Below are 18,425 nucleotides of genomic sequence, written 5' to 3'. Positions count from 1 at the left end.
TCAGGCCTGGTCGTCTTCTTTACCGTAGTAAAGCTTACCGATCTGAATGAGAGGACGGCCCTGGGATTTGCGGTGCAGGTTGCTGTCACGCAGTGAATAAACACAGCCGCAGTATTCCTGCTGGTAGAACTGCTCGCGCTTGCTGATTTCAATCATGCGCGACGAACCGCCCTGTTTCCGCCAGTTATAGTCCCAATAGACCATACCCGGATAGTGGGCGGCGGCTCGCTGACCGCAGTCGTTGATTTGCTGCATATTTTTCCAGCGAGAGATGCCCAGTGAGCTGCTAATCACGTTGAAGCCATTTTCAGCGGCGTAAAGCGCAGTCCGCTCAAAGCGCATGTCAAAACACATGGTGCAGCGAATGCCGCGCTCGGGTTCCCATTCCATGCCTTTGGCGCGCTCAAACCAGTTATCTGTATCGTAATCCGCATCGATAAACGGTACGCCGTGCTGTTCGGCAAAGCGAATATTCTCATCCTTACGAATCAGATACTCTTTCTGCGGATGAATGTTCGGATTGTAGAAGAAGATGGTGTAGTCGATCCCTGAGGCCTGGATCGCCTCCATTACCTCACCAGAACACGGAGCGCAACAGGAGTGCAGCAGCAGTTTATCTGCCCCGTTTGGGAGTTCTAGTTTAGGGCGTTTGAAATCAGCGGTAGTCATAAATTTATTTGTTGAGGTAATGAGGACTGAAAACAGTGTAGCATCAGAGCTGTGCTATCGGGAATGGCGGCCAGTCTCATACATATCCCGCAATGCCTGTTATTGACACATAGCGGACGCATCTTTCACACGTTTCTATATAACCTGGTTAGCAAAACTATCTCCGCTGCACTTCTTCTCAGCAAGCAATTCCTGAATACGCTACGCAAATTAAACAAATATTTCAGGCCAAGATAGATCAGGCACGTTAACGCTGGATCATATGCGCGCTGGCGAAGCGTTTTGGTTTGCCGGTGAGCGCATTTGTGGGGAACTGATGCGAGGTTTTCACCCAGACCAATTCCCCAGACGTTAATACCACTATCTCTCTCACCCCTGCCCCTCACTCCCCGCCGCCAGCAGCGGCACCACCACATCGCTGACGGGCACCGCAATCCCGTGCCTGCGGCCATAGCGCTGGATCACGCCGTTGCGTATGTCCCACTCCATCAGGCGATCCGCCTGACGGTCGGACAGGATCGACAGCATTAAAGATCTGCACTGGGACATTCGCCCCAGCCCGCACATTAGCACCGTGCAGGTGCGGTCGACGGATAAGCCGCTGACGCTCAACAACGCGATTAATATCGCCTGGCTGATCCAGGCCACGTCACACTGGCTGCTGACCACGCGGCCTTATAAGCATCAGGAACGGGATTTTCTGCGGTACCTCTTTACCGTTTTCAGGTGTGTCGCTACGGATAGGTGGATATTCAGACGAGCCGTTATGCGTTTTTGAACAATTAATAAAGAGTCAAATAGACAGAATACCCAATAAACATTCAAGTATTTATTACATCTTCAATTAATATTCACTTAATTATTATTTAAGCAAAACCACCGTATTAATCATTAACAATTTATCCAGATCCAAACCATAAGCCCCCATACTTTCTTAATTTGCATCAACGAAACCGCAGATCGTTTTATATCCACCCTGTACAAAATTGACGGCCAATTTTGTACGCGCTAGCGTTGCACTAGTTACGTAACAAGCTAAACCATAAGGTCTTTTCAGGATTTCCTTAAATGGAGTTTTAAACAAATGGCTATTCCCGCTTATTTATGGCTTAAAGATGACGGCGGCGCCGATATAAAAGGCTCTGTCGATATATATGGACGTGAAGGTAGCATCGAGATTATCGCCTTAAATCACGGCATAATGCAGCCCACGGACAAGCATAACGGCAAGGCGACAAGTCTTCGCATCCATTCCCCCTATTCTTTCGATAAAGAGATCGACGCTTCCAGCCCCTATTTGTACAAGGCTGTTAGCACGGGCCAGAAGCTAAAATCCGCAGAGATAAAGTTTTACCGTATCAACGATGCTGGTCAGGAAGTGGAATATTTTTCCACCCTTCTGGAAGGCGTGAAGATCGCCAGCGTCTGTCCAATGATGCTTGATATCAAAGATCCTGACTATGAGAAGCATAACCATCTTGAGCTGGTAGAGCTGCTCTATGAAAAAATTACCTGGCGCTACGTGGACGGTAACATCATGCATTCAGATAGCTGGAATGACCGTAAGACGGCATAAGGAGAACGTTATGGGATGGAAGTATGAGCAATCAACTGGCAAGATGTATAAAGACGGCAAATTAATTGAGACAGGATATTCCGGTGCCCTTACCAATAAAAATAATCCGGACCGTCAGCATGTGAAGGGTCTGGGTCCATTGCCGCGCGGAACATATAAAATTGCGGGACATTCGAATTCTAAAGGACCCATTACCATTATCCTTGAGCAAACTTCGGGAGAGAGTTTTGGTCGTTCAGAGTTCCGCATTCATGGTGACCATAAGTACGGTCCAGCCGGATTTGCTTCGGAGGGGTGCATCATTCTCTCACTGTCAACGCGACGTAAAATCCTTCGTGACGGCGGTGAGCTTGAGGTAGTGCGATGAAATACCCAATCGTCCTGCTGCTTTGTGCGCTCACTGTCCCAGCCATTGCAGCCAGCACTGACTGGCCATCAGCACTTCATGGAATCGCCTCAGGTGACACACACTGGATTGAGCAAGCCCCAACGCTGGCTGCCACGGCTGACGCCAGGCAGGCGCAACTGCTGGAGGATGCTTTGGCCGCAGCGCTCACAACAAACACCAGCGCCACACTGAAAGCGCTCCAGACCATTGACGCGGGAAAGTGGCCGCACGTGGTTGGCAGCGATATCGTCTGCACGCCGCCTCTAGAGAAATCCCCCGCCGAAGTCGACGCGTTCTATCAGCGCACCCGCCGGGCGCTGCTGGATACGGTTGAGGGTGCTCAGTGCCTCTGGATCCTGGAAGCAACAATGGAAGAGCTAAACGCTGAGAAAGCCCGTCAGGGTAAGTAAGAGTTACCCGGCGCACAACGGCCGGGTCTTCCTTCTCGCCAGACCCTGGCTCACCCCGGCCCCTCGCTCCCCGCCGCCAGCAGCGGCACCACCACATCGCTGACGGGCACCGCAATCCCGTGCCTGCGGCCGTAGCGCTGGATGACGCCATTACGGATATCCCACTCCATCGGGCGATCCGCCTGACGGTCGGCAAGGATCGACGTGCCTAAATCCACTGGCGCACGCTGGAAGTTCGCCAGGATCTCCTGGGCCACCGCATCGTCCAGCTTCGCCCCTTCGGCGCGGGCGACGGTAAGCCCCTCGCGCAGGTAGGCCAGCGCCAGCTCGCTGATATCCTCGCGCCTGAACATCCCGGCGCGGCGATTGGCCAGCACCATCAGCCCGGCGACCGCGTTTTGCAGCAGCTTGCGCCAGGCGACGGTAGTGAAATCTGTCGAGAGCTCAACGTCACAGCGCGTGCCGCGAAGCGCCTCCACCACCCGCTGCGCCTGCGGCACGTCCGGCAGCGTAAGGCGCGGTTTGGCGCGCAGCCAGACGGAGGCATCCGGCTCGCGCTGGGCAGGGAACCAGACCACCGAGGGCAGCACCGTTGCGCCATTGACCAAAGGCGCAAGCTGGGCTTTCTGCTCCACGCCGTTTTGCAGCGCGCAGACCACGGTGTTTTCATCGCACAGAGCGCGCAGCCACCCGGCGCTGTCGGCATTTTGCGTCGTTTTGACCGCCAAAAAAACGAGGTCAACGGGGCGCGTAATGACGCTGGGATCGGTGAGTACCGGACCGGGCACCACAATTTCACCCTCATCATGACGCAGGCGCAGTTCCGGATGCGCGGTGCGCCCACACAGCAGCGGCGTGCGGCCCGCTTCATGCAGCACCGCGGCGATGGTGGTCCCAATCGCACCGGGTCCTGTCAGCGCAATGGTTGGATAGTCAGACATGGGTCACTCCCCTTTTGCTAAGCCTGCTATCAGTTATACCACCCTGAGACGAGCGCGCCACGCCCATTGTCTATACTCAACTCATAACAGACAACGGAGTGCGCCATGCCTTTACCCGACTTCAAATCCTCTGAACCTTATACCCTCGGCATTGAGCTCGAACTCCAGGTGGTTAACCCGCCGGGTTACGATCTGAGCCAGGACTCCTCTGCCCTCATCGCCGCCGTCAAAGACGACATCAAAGGGGGGGAAGTCAAACACGACATCACCGAAAGCATGCTCGAAATCGCCACCGGCGTGTGCCAGACCATCGACCAGGCAGCGGCGCAGTTTTCAGTGATGCAGCAGAGCATCCTGCGCGCGGCGGAAGATCAGCATATCCAGATCTGCGGCGGTGGGACGCATCCGTTCCAGAAATGGCAGCGGCAGGAAGTGTGCGACGACGAGCGCTATAACGTCACGCTGGAGCGCTTTGGCTATCTGATTTTGCAGGCGACGGTGTTCGGCCAGCACGTACACGTCGGCTGTCGGACCGGGGACGACGCCATTTACCTGCTGCACGGCCTGTCGCGCTTTGTGCCGCACTTTATCGCCCTGGCCGCCGCATCACCGTATATGCAGGGCACGGACACGAAGTTCGCCTCATCGCGTCTCAACATCTTCTCGGGCTTCCCGGATAACGGTCAGATGCCGTGGGTCAACAGCTGGCAGGAGTTCGAGGGGCTGTTCCGCCGCCTGAGCTCCACCAGCATGATCGACAGCATTAAGGATCTGCACTGGGACATCCGCCCCAGCCCGCACTTCGGCACCGTCGAGGTGCGGGTGATGGATACGCCGCTGACGCTCAGCCACGCCATTAATATCGCCGGGCTGATTCAGGCAACGTCGCACTGGCTGCTGACCGCGCGGCCCTATAAGCATCAGGAACGGGATTTTCTGCTGTACCGCTTTAACCGTTTTCAGGCCTGTCGCTACGGGCTGGAAGGCATTCTGACGGACGTACATACCGGCGAGCACAAAACCGTGGCGGAAGATATCGCCTGGCTGCTCGAGCAGGTTGCGCCGTCGGCCGAGAAACTCGGCGCGACAAGCACAATCAATGAGATTGCCCTGCTGTTAAAGCAGGGCAAGAGCGAGGCGCAGCGCATGCGGGACTTTATCGCCGATGGCGGCTCGCTGATTTCTCTGGTGCAGAAGCACTGTGAGCTGTGGGCGACGAGTCCGTAAGGCCGTGGCCCCACTCGCGCAGGCGCTGGAACAGCACGAACAGCGCCGGGATGAACACTATCCCCACCACGGTCGCCACCAGCATGCCGCTGAACACCGTAGTGCCGATGATGCGGCGGCTCTGGGCACCCGCCCCGGTCGCCAGCATCATCGGCAGGACGCCGATAATGAACGACACGGCGGTCATCATTACCGCGCGGAAGCGGCGCGATGCCCCCTCCCGTGCGGCATCGACAATCGCCATTCCATCCATGCGCCGGGCGCGGGCAAACTCCACGATAAGAATTGCGTTCTTGGCGGCGAGGGCTATCAGTAGCACCAGACCTATCTGCACGTATACGTCGTTGGCATAGCCCGCCAGCCACAGCCAGACCAGCGCCCCGCCGATGGCGAACAGCACTGAGAGCATCACGCTCGCCGGCAGCGTCCAGCTCTCGTACTGGGCGACGAGGAACAGCCACGCCATCACCACCGCCGCCAGCACGATCCATATCGCCTGATTGCCGGTCTGCTGCTCCTGATACGACATGCCGCTCCAGGCGTAGTCGTACCCGGCTGGCAGGTTTTCCGCCAGAATCTCGCCCATCGCCGCCATTGCGGTGCTGCTGCTCACCCCTTCCGCTGCCGAGCCGCTCACCGATACCGACGGGAACTGGTTGTACTGCTGAATAAATGGCGCGCCGACGGTCGGCGTGATGGTGATGAGGTTGCTCAGACGCACCCGCTCGCCGCTGTTGCTGCGCACGAACAGCTCGCTGATTTGCTCCGCGCGCTCGCGCCACTGCATCTCGTTCTGCATCACTACGTGGTAGACGCGGTTGTTGACGCTGAAATCCCCGGCGCGCGTGCCGCCAAAGGCGGTTTGCAGGCTGCTGAAGATGCGTGACACCGGCACGTCGAGGCGGGCCGCGCGCTCGCGGTCAACGGTGAGCGTCATCTGCGGCACGTTGCTGCTCCAGGTGGTGAACACGCGGCTCAGCCGCGGGTTCTGGTTGGCTTTCGCCAGCACCTCACGCGTCACGCGCTCCAGCTCCGCCGGACTTTGCCCCGCCTGCGCCTGAATGCGCAGGTCGAAGCCGGAGGCGTTGCCCAGCCCCGGCAGCGTCGGCGGCGCAAAGGTCATGATGGTGGCTTCCGGCAGGGCCAGCAGCTGGTGCTGAAGGGTGCCCATCACCTCATCCAGCGGCGGACGCTCGCTCCAGTCTTTGAGCATGATGGAGATAAACCCGCCGTTCGATGCGCTGGTGCCGTTGAGGATGTTAAACCCGGAGACCTGAATCACGTCTTCTACCGCCGGGTTGTTAGCGATCAGCTCGCGCGCGGTGGTCATCACCGCTTCGGTGCGCTCCAGCGAGGCTGCCTCCGGCAACTGGACGCTGGCGAAGAAGTAGCCCTGATCCTCCTGCGGCAGGAAGCCCTTTGGCATCGACATAAAGCTGAATACCACCACCGCCGCCGCACCCGCGGTGGCCAGCAGCGCCAGCCACGGGCGCAGGTTTAAAACGTTCACGATGCGGGTGTAGAAACCGCGCGTGGCGTCCAGCCCGTGGTTAAAGGCGCGATAGAGTGCCGCAGGTTTCTCCGGTCGCGGGCGCAGCAACAGCGCGCACAGGGCGGGCGTAAGAGTCAACGCCACCAGGCTTGAGAGCGTGACGGCAGTCGAGAGCGTCACCGCGAACTGGCGGTACAGCTCGCCCACAATCCCCGGCAAGAGCGCCACCGGCACAAACACCGCCAGCAGCACCAGCGTGGTGGCAATCACTGGCCCGGCAATCTGGCGCAGCGCCAGCGCGGTCGCCGCCGTCCGGCTCTGCCCTTCCGCCATCAGCGTTTCGACGCTCTCCACCACCACGATGGCGTCATCCACCACCATGGTCAGCGCCAGAATGATGGCGAACAGGCTCAGCGTATTGGCGGAGTAGCCGAGCGTATAGAGCACCGCGAAGGTGCCCACCAGCGACACCGGAATGGCAAGGGCAACAATCAGCGTCGCGCGCCAGCTTTGCAGGAACAGGGACACCACGACCACCACCGCCAGCATCGTCAGCGCCAGCGAGACGCCAATCTCTTTGATGGTGGCGGCCACAAACGAGGTGGTGTCGAATTTGACTTCATAGACCAGATCGTCCGGGAAGCGTGTGGATAACCGTTCCAGCTCCGCGCGCACCGCATCGGCCACGCGCAGGGCGTTAGCGGACGGCGTCGGGTAGATGCCGAGGTAGGCGGAGTCGTGCCCGTTCAGCTGCGCGCCAGAGCTGTAGCTGCGCGAGCCAAGCTCGATGGTGGCGACGTCCTTCAGGCGCACTAGCTGCCCCATCTCCCCGGCGCGGATAATGATGTTGGCAAAGTCGTCGGCCTGATTTAAGCGCCCCAGCCCGTTAATGGTCAGGGTCTGCTGCTGGCCGTTAAACACCGGCGGCGTGCCGACCTGGCCTGCCGCCCCCTGCACGTTCTGCTCGCGCAGCGCCTGCGCCACGTCATCGCTGGTCACGTTCAGGGCGTTCATGCGGTCCGGGCGCAGCCAGATGCGCATGCTGTAGTCCCGTGCGCCAAACATCTGTACCTGCCCGACGCCCGGCAGACGCGACAGCGCCTCGCGCACCTGGGTGCTGGCGTAGTTGCTGACGAACAGCGGCGTGTGGGTGTTGTTCGGTGAGTAAAGGCTTACCCCCATCATCAGGTTGGTGGCGCGCTTGCGCACCTGCACGCCGTTTTGCTGCGCCTCGGTCGGCAGTTGCGCCACGGCCTGCGCCACGCGGTTCTGCACGTCGATGGCGGCGAGATCCGGGTCGGTGCCTGCCGCAAAGGTAATGTTCAGGCTATAGCTACCCTCGTCCGAACTGGTGGACTCCATATAGAGCATATGATCCACCCCGTTCAGCTGGGTTTCCAGCGGCGTGGCGATGGCCTCCGCCACGTCAGCCGAGCTGGCGCCCGGCCATGACGCTGACACATTCACGACCGGCGGGGTGATCTGCGGGTACTGCTCCACCGGAATAATCCTCAGCGCAATGGCTCCCAGCAGAGTGATGACCAGCGCAATCACCATCGCAAAGCGCGGGCGTTTGATGAAAAACGTCAGCATGATGGCTCCTTAATTCAGTATCTGGACGGCAACGCCTGGCTGCACGCGCTGCGCACCGTCAGTAATCGCTCGCTCACCGGGCTTCAGGCCGGAGGCAATCTGGAACTGCTGGCCGATCTGTCCGGCGACCTTCAGCGGACGCATTTCGGCTTTATCCTCGGCGTTAACCACCCATGCGAAGAATCCGTGGCCATTCTGCTGTACGGCAGCGGCGGGCAGAGTCAGCACTGGTTGCTCACTTGACGGACGCAGGTAGACGTTCACGTTGCCGCCGGGCAGCAGCTGATGGCGCGGGTTGGCGAACTCGGCGCGCAGCATCACGCTGGCGGTTCGCGGGTCGATGCGGTTGTCCACGGAGGTGAGTTCCCCGCTGATGCGCTGGCCGTTGCTGTCAATCAGCGCCTGCCAGGCCTGCTTCATGGCGCTGATATCCGCATGCTGTCCGGCTTTAGTGGCAAACGAGCCCTCTTCCAGCGCAAAGGCGATGCGGATGGGATCGAGCTGCACCACCTCCACCAGCACACCGCTGGCAGGATTCACCAGGCTGCCGACGTGAAAGTTGCTGTGCCCCACGCGCCCGTCAATCGGTGAGGTAATGCGCGTGTAGTTGAGGGTGACGCTGCGGGTGTCGAGACGGGCTTTCGCCTGCTCCAGCGCGGCGCTCGCTACGTCGCGCTGCATGCGGGCGTTGTCCACGTCGTGGCGGCTGATGGCGTTGCTGCTGCCCAGGCTTTCGAAGCGTGACAGCTGCTGCTGCGCCTGACGCAGCGTGGCTTCGGCGCTTCTCACTTCGGCCTGCGCCAGACGCAGGGCGGCGCGCGGCTCGGCGTCGTCCAGTTCGAACAACACGTCGCCTTTTTTCACGTACTGCCCGTCGCGGAAGTGGATTCTGGTGATGACGCCTTCCGTGCGGGCGCGCAGTTCAACGGTGTGGATAGCTTCAATGCGACCCGGGATCTGACGCTCGGCGGCGTGGGCGGTCTGCTCCACGGTGGCGACACGCACGGGAATGGCCGCGGCGAATGCGGGTGGCAGGGTGCAGGCGAGGAGCGCGAACAGGAGTGGGAATTTCATGGGAGTACCTCGGCGTTGTTTTCCCTCACCCCGGCCCTCTCCCACAGGGAGAGGGAGGTCAGAGTTCCCTCTCCCTGTGGGAGAGGGTTAGGGTGAGGGCAAAAGGTTATGCAGCCTTACGGAACCTGCGAGTCAGTCGCTTCTCGATTTCGACGACGAAGAACATCACGCCCGCCACCGCCAGCGTCACGAACCAGTAGCGCAGCGGCAGCGCTTCGGTGCCGAACAGCATCTGCATAAACGGCAGGTAGATGATCGCCGCCTGGAGCAGGAACAGTACGCCCGTTACCAGCCAGATCCCTTTGTTCGCCAGCAGGCCGCGGTTCAGGGAGAACCCGTCGGTGTTGCGGCAGTTAATCATGTAAACCCACTGGGCGCAGACCAGCATCTGCAACAGCACGGTGCGGATGAACTCCGCGCTGTGGCCGCGCGGGGCCAGCCAGGCTTCCAGCGCAAAGGCGGCGATGGCAATCATGGTGCCGACGAAGGCCACGCGCCAGACGGCGTAGGCGTCCATCACGTGCTGCCCGGTCTGACGCGGCGGGCGGCGCATAATGTTGCGCTCGGCGGCCTCGAAGGCCAGGCCGAAGGAGAGCGTGGCGGAGGTCGCCATGTTCATCCACAGGATCAGCACTGGCGTCAGCGGAATGATGTTCCCCGCCAGCAGCGCAATCACAATCAATAGCCCCTGCGCCAGGTTGGTCGGCATGATGAACAGAATGGTCTTCTTCAGGTTGTCGTAAACGCGACGCCCCTCTTTTACCGCGCTGGCGATGGTGGCGAAGTTATCGTCCGTCAGGACCATGTCCGCCGCCTCTTTGGTCACTTCCGTGCCTTTGATGCCCATCGCGATACCCACGTCCGCCTGGCGCAGCGCCGGGGCATCGTTCACGCCGTCACCGGTCATGCCGACGATTTCGCCTTTGTCCTGCAACGCTTTCACCAGGCGCAGCTTATGCTCCGGGCTGGTACGGGCGAAGATGTCATACTTCACCGCCGCTTCCGCCAGCTCGGCGTCGTCCATCTTCTCCAGCTGGTAGCCGGTAACCGCCTGCTCGCTGTTGGTGATCCCCAGCATCTGGCCGATGCTCATCGCCGTCTGCGGGTGATCCCCGGTGATCATCTTCACGCGGATCCCCGCCTGCTGGCAGGCGTTAATCGCCTCAATCGCTTCCGGACGCGGCGGATCCATCATCCCGGCAATGCCGAGGAAAATCAGGCCGTGACTCAGGTCGTCGTGAGTTAATGCCTGCTCGCCGTTCGCTGGCTTGAACGCCGCGGCGACCATGCGCAGCCCCTGACGCGCATAGCGCTCCATCTCCGTTTCCCAGTACGCGCGGTCAAAGGCTTGCGCACCGTTGCGGGTCTGCTGCTGCTCACACAGGGCGAAAATCACGTCCGGCGCGCCGGTAATCAAAATCTGCTCCTCACTGCCAATCTGGTAGTGGGTGCTCATGTACTTGTACTGAGAGTCGAACGGGATCTTGTTAACCAGCGTGGTCACGACCGGCTCGAGGTGGGCCTTGGCCGCCAGCACCTTCAGCGCGCCCTCGGTTGGCCCGCCGGTGATGCCCCACAGGCCACGCTCGTCCTGAATCAGCTGGCTGTCGTTACACAGGTCGATGGTGCGCAGGTACTGCTCCAGCACGGTGCCCGGCTGGATCTGCACCGGCTCGTCGCTGCCTTCGAGGTAGATGTTGCCCACCGGCTCGTAGCTGTTGCCGTCCACGCGATAGCAGGTGTCGGCGGTGATGATGGCTTTCACCGTCATCTCGTTCATGGTCAGGGTGCCGGTTTTATCCGAGCAGACCACGGTCATCGCGCCCAGGGTTTCAACCGTCGGCAGCTTGCGGATGATGGCCCGCTTGCGCGCCATCGCCTGTACGCCCAGCGAGAGGATGATGGAGATAATCGCTGGCAGACCTTCCGGTACGGAGGCTACCGCCAGGCTAATCAGGGAGAGCAGCAGCTCGCCCATCGGGATCTCGCGGAACACCAGGCTGAAGACAAACAGCGCGGCCATCATCGCCAGAATGATGGCGAAGATCGCTTTACCCAGCTTGTCCATCTGCACCAGCAGCGGGGTGCGGTGTTTTTCAATGCCCGCCATCATCTGGTTGATGTGGCCGAGTTCGGTCTCCTGGCCCGTGGCAATGACCACGCCAACGCCGCCGCCCGCGCTTACCGTCGTACCGGAAAAGACCAGGTTCGTGCGGTCGCCCAGCGGTAATTCGCCGTTCAGCGGGCTCGTGTGTTTATCCACCACGGTGGATTCACCGGTCAGAATTGCCTCTTCCACGCGTAAATTATGCGCTTCGATTAAGCGCATATCCGCCGGTATACGATCTCCTGCACGCAACACAATAATATCGCCCGGGACGATTTCCGTCGTCGGGATAGTTTCATGGTTGCCGTTACGAATAACGCGCGCCTCGCTGGAGAGCATATTGCGAATACTCTTCAGGGATTTTTCCGCGTTACTTTCCTGAATGTGGCCAATTAAGGCATTGATTACCGCCACGCCCAGAATAACCAGCGTATCAACCCAGTGTCCCATTACTGCCGTTAATACGGCGGCTGCCAGCAGGACGTAAATCAGGACATCGTTAAAATGCGCGAGAAAACGCAGCCAGCCCGGCTTGCCTTTTTTCTCCGGCAGCGCGTTCGGGCCATGCTTCTGTAAACGCGCCTGCGCCTCGGCACGGTCCAGGCCATTAGCCTGGCTCTGCGCCTGAGCAAGCACCTGCTCTACGGTCTGCTGGTACGCCTGCCCGCCTGCGGGTGGCATATTCTGCGAGAAATTTTTTTTGGTCATGGTATTTTTCCTTCAATATCCGGTGGACGGAAGCCGGAATTCCTTTCTGGCTTTAAATAATTCATTTTTAAGTCTTGCGGGTTAAATTGATCTACCGCAATATATTGACTACCCGGTTATTCAAAACTGATTAAAATTATTTCGACGCGTTGATTTTTACAAAATATTTCTAAACCAACACTAAACGAGGAGGAAGCATGTTTGGTATTTATCGCGGACGGCGTCTGGCGTTATACATTGTCGCAGCCATTGTTATTGCGACGTTAATTGGATATAGCACCTATAGCTTTGTAAAAATATTTTCGTGAGAAAGACGTTTATTTACATAACGCGATATTAATTTAATCGCCCCGAAAATATTATCTATTTTCTGTTATTAATTCGCAGAATAACGGTGGCCTTTTACCCAATTTTGCCAGCGGGGATGATATTGCTTTACGTTTCAGGATGCCGGACAATGACATTTTTAACTGACGATTAACATTACGATGAAACACCCGTTAGAATCGCTGCTCACCGCAGGGGGCATTTTGCTGATGGCCCTGCTCTCCTGCCTGCTGTTACCCGCGCCGTCGCTGGGTCTGGTGCTGGCGCAGAAGCTGGTTCAGACCTTTCATATGGTCGATCTGAATCAGCTGTACACCATTCTGTTCTGTCTGTGGTTTTTGGTGCTCGGCGCCATCGAATTCTTTGTCCTGCGTTTCATCTGGCGCCGCTGGTTTTCACTGGCGTCGTAAGCCAGTGAGATCGCGCATCCCGTGGATCAGCGCTTCACACCAGGCCGCGTAGTCGTGGCCGCTGGATGAGGGGTGGAAGCTGACGCGGTAGCCTTTATTCCTCAGCATCTGTTCAAAATCCTGCGTGGTGCGATAGATGCCGCCGCCCGGCCCCGTGGTTTCAAACTTCCCGGCCTGTAACCAGAAACGCACCGGATACGGTCGAGACTGTTGGTACTGGCGCGTCAGCCAGCCGGGAGCGTCACCTTCCGGCGCCCACCAGTAAGAACCGGAAAGGCTCAGCACGTTGCCAAACAGGCGCGGATAGCGCAGCGCCACCCATGAAGAGGCAATTCCCCCGTAGCTTGATCCTGCCAGTACGGTTTTCTGCCGCTGCATGCCGATGCCCTTCCCCCGCAGCCACGGCAGCAGCTCGTGCGCCATAAAGTCAGCAAAATCCGGGTTCGGCGGCAGCTCGTTGCCGCGACGGGCGTGATCGAGGCTGTCGATAAACACCACGTTAATCGGAGGCAGGTGATGTCGGGCAATCAGACCGTCCAGCACGTTGGCAAAATGGTATTCGTCCTGATAAACCTGTCCGTCGAAAAGGATGAGCGTCCAGCGTGCAGGCTGTGCGCCGCGCGGTTGGTAGATCATCACGTCGCGGGCATTGCCGAGGATGTTGCTGCTCAGCCTCTGGCGGCTCAACGTCCCGTGTAACAGCGGCTGTGCCGTAGCCCGAACGGAGCAGTAGCGCGCCGGGCTGAGATCGAGCAGAGAATAGCGATTCCAGCGATCGGTCTTCTGCTCCCCAAAGCTATTCGGGTTAAGCGGATCGGCCTGCGCGCTTACCAGGATGGCGCGGCGTTGATCGCGGGCAGAGCCTTCAACGATCGGCACATCGGGGGCGAGCTTGTACTGCATCACCGTATCAGCGGGGACCACGTAGCTGCGGAACCAGACGTCGCTGTTGCCCAGACGGAACAGCGGATCGTGATCCCCCGCCGGAGAGCCGAGAATGAAGACGTTATCCCGCGCGCCGCGCCACAGAAAGGTCACCCGCTTATGGCTCGCATCTACCGGCTCCACCATCGGCGTTCCCTGTCGACGCTGCGCCTGCCAGAACGCCTCGGTACTTCCACCGGCAGAAATGACGTTTGCCAGCGCCTTCAGCGTCGGGCTTTCTGGCGCCAGCATCTGCACGCGTGGTAACGGAGAGGTCTCTTTCATCCGCCACTGAAAACGCCACGGCTTGCCAGCTTCGCCGTGTAGCACCAGCGAGGTGTTCTGTTTCACCGGCAGGGCAAACAGCAGCGTGTGTTCCCCGTCCGCAGGACCGTTTTCGATCAGCGTGCGGATGCGACGGTTTTGCCCATCCAGCAGGCGCGCATCCGTCACGCCATGCAGCGTGGCGGAAACGTAATTTTCATCCAGCTCGGGCAGGGAGAAGCAGACTTCGCCGCTGGCATCAAACTTTCCCTGAACATCGCCCTGCCGGGACGACTGCTCGCACGTTGCCGCCACGGCGGGCAGCGCGCCGATCCCCAGCAGCAACCCACTCCATACCCTCTTCATTACCGCTTGTTCCCCAACGAAATTTGTTAACAACGCTAATGCAAATGGTAATAATTTGCAATATCATCAACGGCGTTTTACCGGTGTTTTTATGGCGATAGCAACCAAGGACGTTCAATAAAAATGTTTAAAAATAATAAGATAATGCAGCTCTGGCTGCTGAGTCTGGCGACGACCAGCGTCGCGGCTCAGGCAGAAACGAAAGAAGAAACGATTACGGTGACGCAGGGCGTGAGTGAAGAGCCCACTGCGCCCGTAAAAGGCATTGTGGCGACGAAAACGCTCTCCGCCACCAAGACCAGCGCGGAGATCGTGAAGACGCCGCAGTCGGTATCGGTGATCACCCGCGATCAGATGAACATGCAGGACGTCACCTCCGTTTCGCAGGCGCTGCGCTACTCGGCGGGCGTGTTTACCGAGTACCGGGGCTCGTCTAACCGTAACGACGAGGTGTTTGTGCGCGGCTTTAGCTACGTGCCGAAATTCCTCGACGGCTTAAGCTTTGGCGCAACGGCTTCCTCACAGACGGGCACAGTTGACCCGTGGCTGCTGGAGCGCGTGGAGCTGGTGCGCGGCCCGGCGTCGGTGCTGTTTGGACAGGTGAATCCGGGCGGGTTAATCAGTATGACCAGCAAGCGCCCGACGGCGGAGGCCATTCACAACGTGCAGTTCCGCACCGGCAATAACGATCTCGCCGAAGGTGCGTTTGATTTCGGCGGCAAGCTGAGCGACGACGGCCGCGTGCTGTATCGCGTGAACGGTATCGCCCGTACGCAGCATAATCAGGTGGACGATTATAAAGAGACGCGGATGGCGATCGCCCCGGCGATCACCTGGTACCCGAACGATCAGACCCGCTTTACGCTGCTGACCAGCTACCAGAAAGATCCGGATGCCGGATACCGCAACTTCCTGCCCGCGTATGGCACGGTGAAAAGTGCCGACGGGAAGTACATCCCGCGCGACTTTAACGTCAGCGATCCGAATTACAATCAATCCTGGCGCGAGCAGACGATGATTGGCTACGAGCTGGAACACCAGTTCGCCGACAACCTCACCTTCCGCCAGAACGCCCGTTACGCCACCATCAAGCAGAAATATCGTTATCTGGTTTACGCCAACAGCGCGGCCAACAGCACGGTGTTGACCCGTCGCGCCCAGCGTGAAGAGCGCACGACCAACGAATTTGGCCTTGATAACCAGCTGGAATATCTACTGGAGACCGGAAGCGTCAACCACACCCTGCTCGGCGGGTTTGATTACAAGACCAGTAAGGATAAACAGCTGCTGGCGCGCGGGAGCGGCTCACAGTATGACCTCGACTGGACAAACCCGGTTTACGGCGTGAACGTGGATGAAAGTACCTTCAAAACGGCCACCGACGAGCAGCAAAATCTCGACCAGATGGGCCTGTATCTTCAGGATCAGATGAGCTGGAACAACTGGGAGTGGCTGGTTTCCGGGCGCTACGACTGGAGCGAAGTGCGTACCAGCGACTTCACCGACAACAGCTTAACCCAGCAGAACGACAACAAATTTACCTGGCGCACTGGCCTGCTGTACGCGTTTGATTCTGGCCTGTCGCCGTACATCAGCTACAGCACCTCGTTTGAACCGAACCTGCAAACCAACCGTGCGCCGGGCGTTGCGCCATTCAGGCCTACTACCGGGGAGCAGACCGAGATTGGCGTGAAATATCAGCCGGTCGACACCACGCTGATGACCCTGGCGCTGTACGATTTGACTCAAGACAACGTCGCGACCTATAACAGCGCTGAAGGCTGGTTCGAAAATGCGGGCAAGGTGCGTTCGAAAGGCGCTGAAGCGGAAATCCACGCCACGCTGATGGATAACATCAACCTGATTGGCTCCTACACTTACACCGATGCAAAAACCGAAAGCACCACGGTGGCGGGAACTGAAGGCAAAACGCCTGCGCGCATTCCAGCGCATATGGCATCGGCGTTCGCCAGCTATACCGTTCCGGGCGGAGCGCTGAAGAGCCTGACCGCTGGCGTGGGGATGCGCTACATCGGCACCAGCTACGGCGATGCGAAGAACACCTTCAAGGTGCCATCGGTGGATCTGTATGACGCGATGCTGCGCTACGATCTGGGCGAGATGAACCGCAGCCTGAAAGGGGCAAGCGTGCAGTTCAACGTCAATAACGTGGCAGACACGAAGTATGTGGCGTCATGCGCAAGCGATACGGCGTGCTTCTACGGGATTGGCCGGACGGTGACGGCGACGGTGAATTACAGCTGGTAAGCATGGTGCTGTCTGATCCCCTCACCCCGGCCCTCTCCCTAAAGGGGAGAGGGCCGGGGTGAGGGGATGTTTTTCAGTGCGCCCGACCGTGGTTTTCTTTGCGATACGCCCCGGGCGGCTGGTTGAAGGTGCGGGTAAAGATGCGGGTAAACGTCTGCTGCGAGTCAAACCCGTAGCGCAGGCAGATATCGTACACGCGCTCGTCTGACTCACGCAGATCGCGCGCCGCCATCAGCAGCTTGCGTTCGCGGATGTAGCGCCCCAGACTTTCGCCTTTGTACTGCATAAACAGCCGCTGTAAATGCCATTTTGAGTAACCCGCATGGCGGGCAATCTCTTCGATGCGTAACGGCTGGTGTAGATTGTCATCAATCCATTCGACAATCGTATCAATGACCTGAGCGGAAATCGTCATACTGCTCTCCCCCTCTGCTTCTCGCTTAAACATTATTCCCACCACTCGCGAAATTGTTGCGTGGTATCACTCACCCGCACGGGCTCGCCCAGCTCCGGCGTCAGCAGCCGGTAGTTTTTATCCTTACTGGCTTTCGCCAGCTGGATCAGTGGATCGTTCCAGGTATGTTTCGCCAGCACAAAACGCCCGTTATGTCCCGGCACGACCGCTTTGGCATTGAGATCTGCCGAGGCCTGCGCCGTTTTTGCCGGGTGCATATGGATGTACTTCCAGTCCTGGTCGTACTGGCCGTTTTCCATGATGGCTAAGTCAACTCCGCCAAACTGCTCGCCAATCGCTTTGAAGTGCGGGCCGTAACCGGAGTCTCCGCTGTAGTAGACCTTTCGCTCTGGGGTGACAAACATAAAGCTGCCCCACAGGGTCTGGTTACGCTTAATGCCGCGCCCGGAAAAATGGCGCGCCGGCAGAACGTGTACGGTCAGCGTATCGCTGATATGCACCGACTGGTTCCAGTCCCGCTCGTCGATAATCTCAGGGTTCATCCCCCAGTAGCGCAGATGCGACCCCACGCCCAGCGGGGTGACCACGCGCTTAACCTTCGGCAGCAGCGCCTTGATGGTGGCGTAATCCAGATGGTCATAGTGATCGTGGGAGATAATCAGCAGGTCGATCTCCGGCATGCTCTCCGCACGCCACGGGTACTCCCCCGCAAACGCTTTATTGAGGAAGGAGAACGGTGCGGCGTAGCTACTCAGAACCGGATCGATCAGGATGCGTTTCCCCGCCAGCTGCATATACCAGGAGGAGTGGCCGAGCCACACCAGCGTGTCCTGTTCAGGCGACAGGCTCGCCAGATCGGTTTTCACCAGCGGCAGCGGCTGCGCAGGACGGGCGTTTTCGGTTTTACGGGTAAGGAACTGCCACCACGCCACCAGCATATTTTGTTGCCCGGTAAAGCCCGGCGTAGGGAGCGTGTTATGGAATTGCCCGTCGCGATAGTGCGGAGAGGCTTCCACTTCAGAGAGCTGCGCACCCTGCGGTGGCTGGCCAAATCCGGCATTCAGTACAAACGGTAAACTGGCAGCTGAAGCAATAATCATGACTAACACCACGCAGATGAATAGAGGCTTTTTCATTTCCTGACCCGCCTACGCGCCCCATCCGATGGTTTGCGCGGGTGACACTTGATTATGAGTGAGTAAGCACTCATTATAGATAGGATGATTACGCCGTCAAGAAGGTTTTCGTTCTTTGACATTCCGCGTT

General features: G+C 58.7%; 14 protein-coding genes and 2 pseudogenes. 7 read left to right on the top strand and 9 right to left on the bottom strand.

The annotated features are described in order from the left end of the window. Together L463_RS12810 and L463_RS0122680 are read right to left on the bottom strand one after the other, a co-directional pair. On the bottom strand, positions 1-669 hold the full coding sequence (locus L463_RS12810; RefSeq protein ID WP_023296073.1) for an epoxyqueuosine reductase QueH: 669 nt from the start codon (positions 667-669) through the stop codon (positions 1-3). 369 nt (positions 670-1,038) lie between these two features. Continuing rightward, positions 1,039-1,191: pseudogene (locus L463_RS0122680) on the bottom strand (ketopantoate reductase C-terminal domain-containing protein); the annotation flags it as partial. Between L463_RS0122680 and L463_RS23485 the strand changes: the two are divergent. The 4 genes and pseudogenes from L463_RS23485 to L463_RS12825 form a co-directional block, all read left to right on the top strand. Next, a pseudogene (locus L463_RS23485) lies at positions 1,187-1,410 on the top strand (glutamate-cysteine ligase family protein); the annotation flags it as partial. The pseudogenes L463_RS0122680 and L463_RS23485 overlap by 5 nt on opposite strands. A gap of 343 nt (positions 1,411-1,753) precedes the next feature. Then, positions 1,754-2,245, top strand: coding sequence for an Hcp family type VI secretion system effector (locus L463_RS12815; RefSeq protein WP_003858859.1), 492 nt, complete (start codon positions 1,754-1,756; stop codon positions 2,243-2,245). A 10-nt stretch (positions 2,246-2,255) separates the two neighbouring features. Beyond that, entirely contained in the window at positions 2,256-2,612 is a 357-nt protein-coding gene (locus L463_RS12820) for a tlde1 domain-containing protein (protein ID WP_006809708.1), read from the top strand. After that, on the top strand, positions 2,609-3,043 hold the full coding sequence (locus L463_RS12825) for a hypothetical protein (protein ID WP_032105018.1): 435 nt from the start codon (positions 2,609-2,611) through the stop codon (positions 3,041-3,043). The genes L463_RS12820 and L463_RS12825 overlap by 4 nt, the downstream gene beginning before the upstream one ends. Before the next feature lie 50 nt (positions 3,044-3,093). On the opposite strand, the gene L463_RS12830 is transcribed toward L463_RS12825, so the two are convergent. After that, complete coding sequence (locus tag L463_RS12830; protein ID WP_032105017.1) at positions 3,094-3,984, bottom strand: oxidoreductase; 891 nt, start codon at positions 3,982-3,984, stop codon at positions 3,094-3,096. A gap of 105 nt (positions 3,985-4,089) precedes the next feature. Here L463_RS12830 and L463_RS12835 point away from each other — a divergent pair, with 105 nt between their 5' ends. Continuing rightward, a complete protein-coding gene (locus tag L463_RS12835; RefSeq protein ID WP_032105016.1) occupies positions 4,090-5,211 on the top strand; it encodes a YbdK family carboxylate-amine ligase in 1,122 nt (373 codons plus the stop codon). On the opposite strand, the gene L463_RS12840 is transcribed toward L463_RS12835, so the two are convergent. From L463_RS12840 to L463_RS12850, 3 genes are all read right to left on the bottom strand, one after another. Continuing rightward, positions 5,141-8,296 carry an efflux RND transporter permease subunit gene (locus L463_RS12840; RefSeq protein ID WP_032673160.1) on the bottom strand — a complete coding sequence of 1,052 codons (3,156 nt, stop codon included), beginning with the start codon at positions 8,294-8,296 and terminating at the stop codon, positions 5,141-5,143. The two genes, L463_RS12835 and L463_RS12840, sit on opposite strands and share 71 nt — an antisense overlap. A gap of 9 nt (positions 8,297-8,305) precedes the next feature. Continuing rightward, entirely contained in the window at positions 8,306-9,370 is a 1,065-nt protein-coding gene (locus tag L463_RS12845) for an efflux RND transporter periplasmic adaptor subunit (protein WP_032673158.1), read from the bottom strand. A 106-nt stretch (positions 9,371-9,476) separates the two neighbouring features. Further along, complete coding sequence (locus L463_RS12850; protein WP_015571204.1) at positions 9,477-12,185, bottom strand: cation-transporting P-type ATPase; 2,709 nt, start codon at positions 12,183-12,185, stop codon at positions 9,477-9,479. Between the two features lie 488 nt (positions 12,186-12,673). Here L463_RS12850 and L463_RS12855 point away from each other — a divergent pair, with 488 nt between their 5' ends. After that, positions 12,674-12,922: a DUF1158 domain-containing protein gene (locus tag L463_RS12855; RefSeq protein WP_032103885.1), complete on the top strand. Its 249-nt coding sequence runs from the start codon at positions 12,674-12,676 to the stop codon at positions 12,920-12,922. Here the strand turns inward: L463_RS12855 and L463_RS12860 are convergent. Beyond that, on the bottom strand, positions 12,908-14,476 hold the full coding sequence (locus L463_RS12860; RefSeq protein ID WP_032103887.1) for an alpha/beta hydrolase-fold protein: 1,569 nt from the start codon (positions 14,474-14,476) through the stop codon (positions 12,908-12,910). The two genes, L463_RS12855 and L463_RS12860, sit on opposite strands and share 15 nt — an antisense overlap. A 123-nt stretch (positions 14,477-14,599) precedes the next feature. On the opposite strand from L463_RS12860, the gene L463_RS12865 reads away from it, so the two are divergent. Continuing rightward, a complete protein-coding gene (locus L463_RS12865) occupies positions 14,600-16,744 on the top strand; it encodes a TonB-dependent siderophore receptor (RefSeq protein WP_032103889.1) in 2,145 nt (714 codons plus the stop codon). A 73-nt stretch (positions 16,745-16,817) separates the two neighbouring features. Here L463_RS12865 and L463_RS12870 read toward each other — a convergent pair whose 3' ends face one another. Together L463_RS12870 and L463_RS12875 are read right to left on the bottom strand one after the other, a co-directional pair. Beyond that, the gene (locus L463_RS12870) at positions 16,818-17,159 is read right to left on the bottom strand and encodes a RamA family antibiotic efflux transcriptional regulator (protein WP_003858880.1); all 342 of its coding nucleotides are present in this window, start codon (positions 17,157-17,159) and stop codon (positions 16,818-16,820) included. A gap of 32 nt (positions 17,160-17,191) precedes the next feature. Continuing rightward, a complete protein-coding gene (locus tag L463_RS12875; RefSeq protein ID WP_032103890.1) occupies positions 17,192-18,295 on the bottom strand; it encodes a RomA family MBL fold metallo-hydrolase in 1,104 nt (367 codons plus the stop codon). Positions 18,296-18,425 lie beyond the last annotated feature (130 nt).

The organism is Enterobacter sp. BIDMC 27 (assembly GCF_000534415.1).
Lineage (GTDB): Bacteria > Pseudomonadota > Gammaproteobacteria > Enterobacterales > Enterobacteriaceae > Enterobacter > Enterobacter hormaechei_C.
Note: the sequence above shows the minus strand (reverse complement) of the source record. Positions and strands in the feature narration are given on the sequence as shown.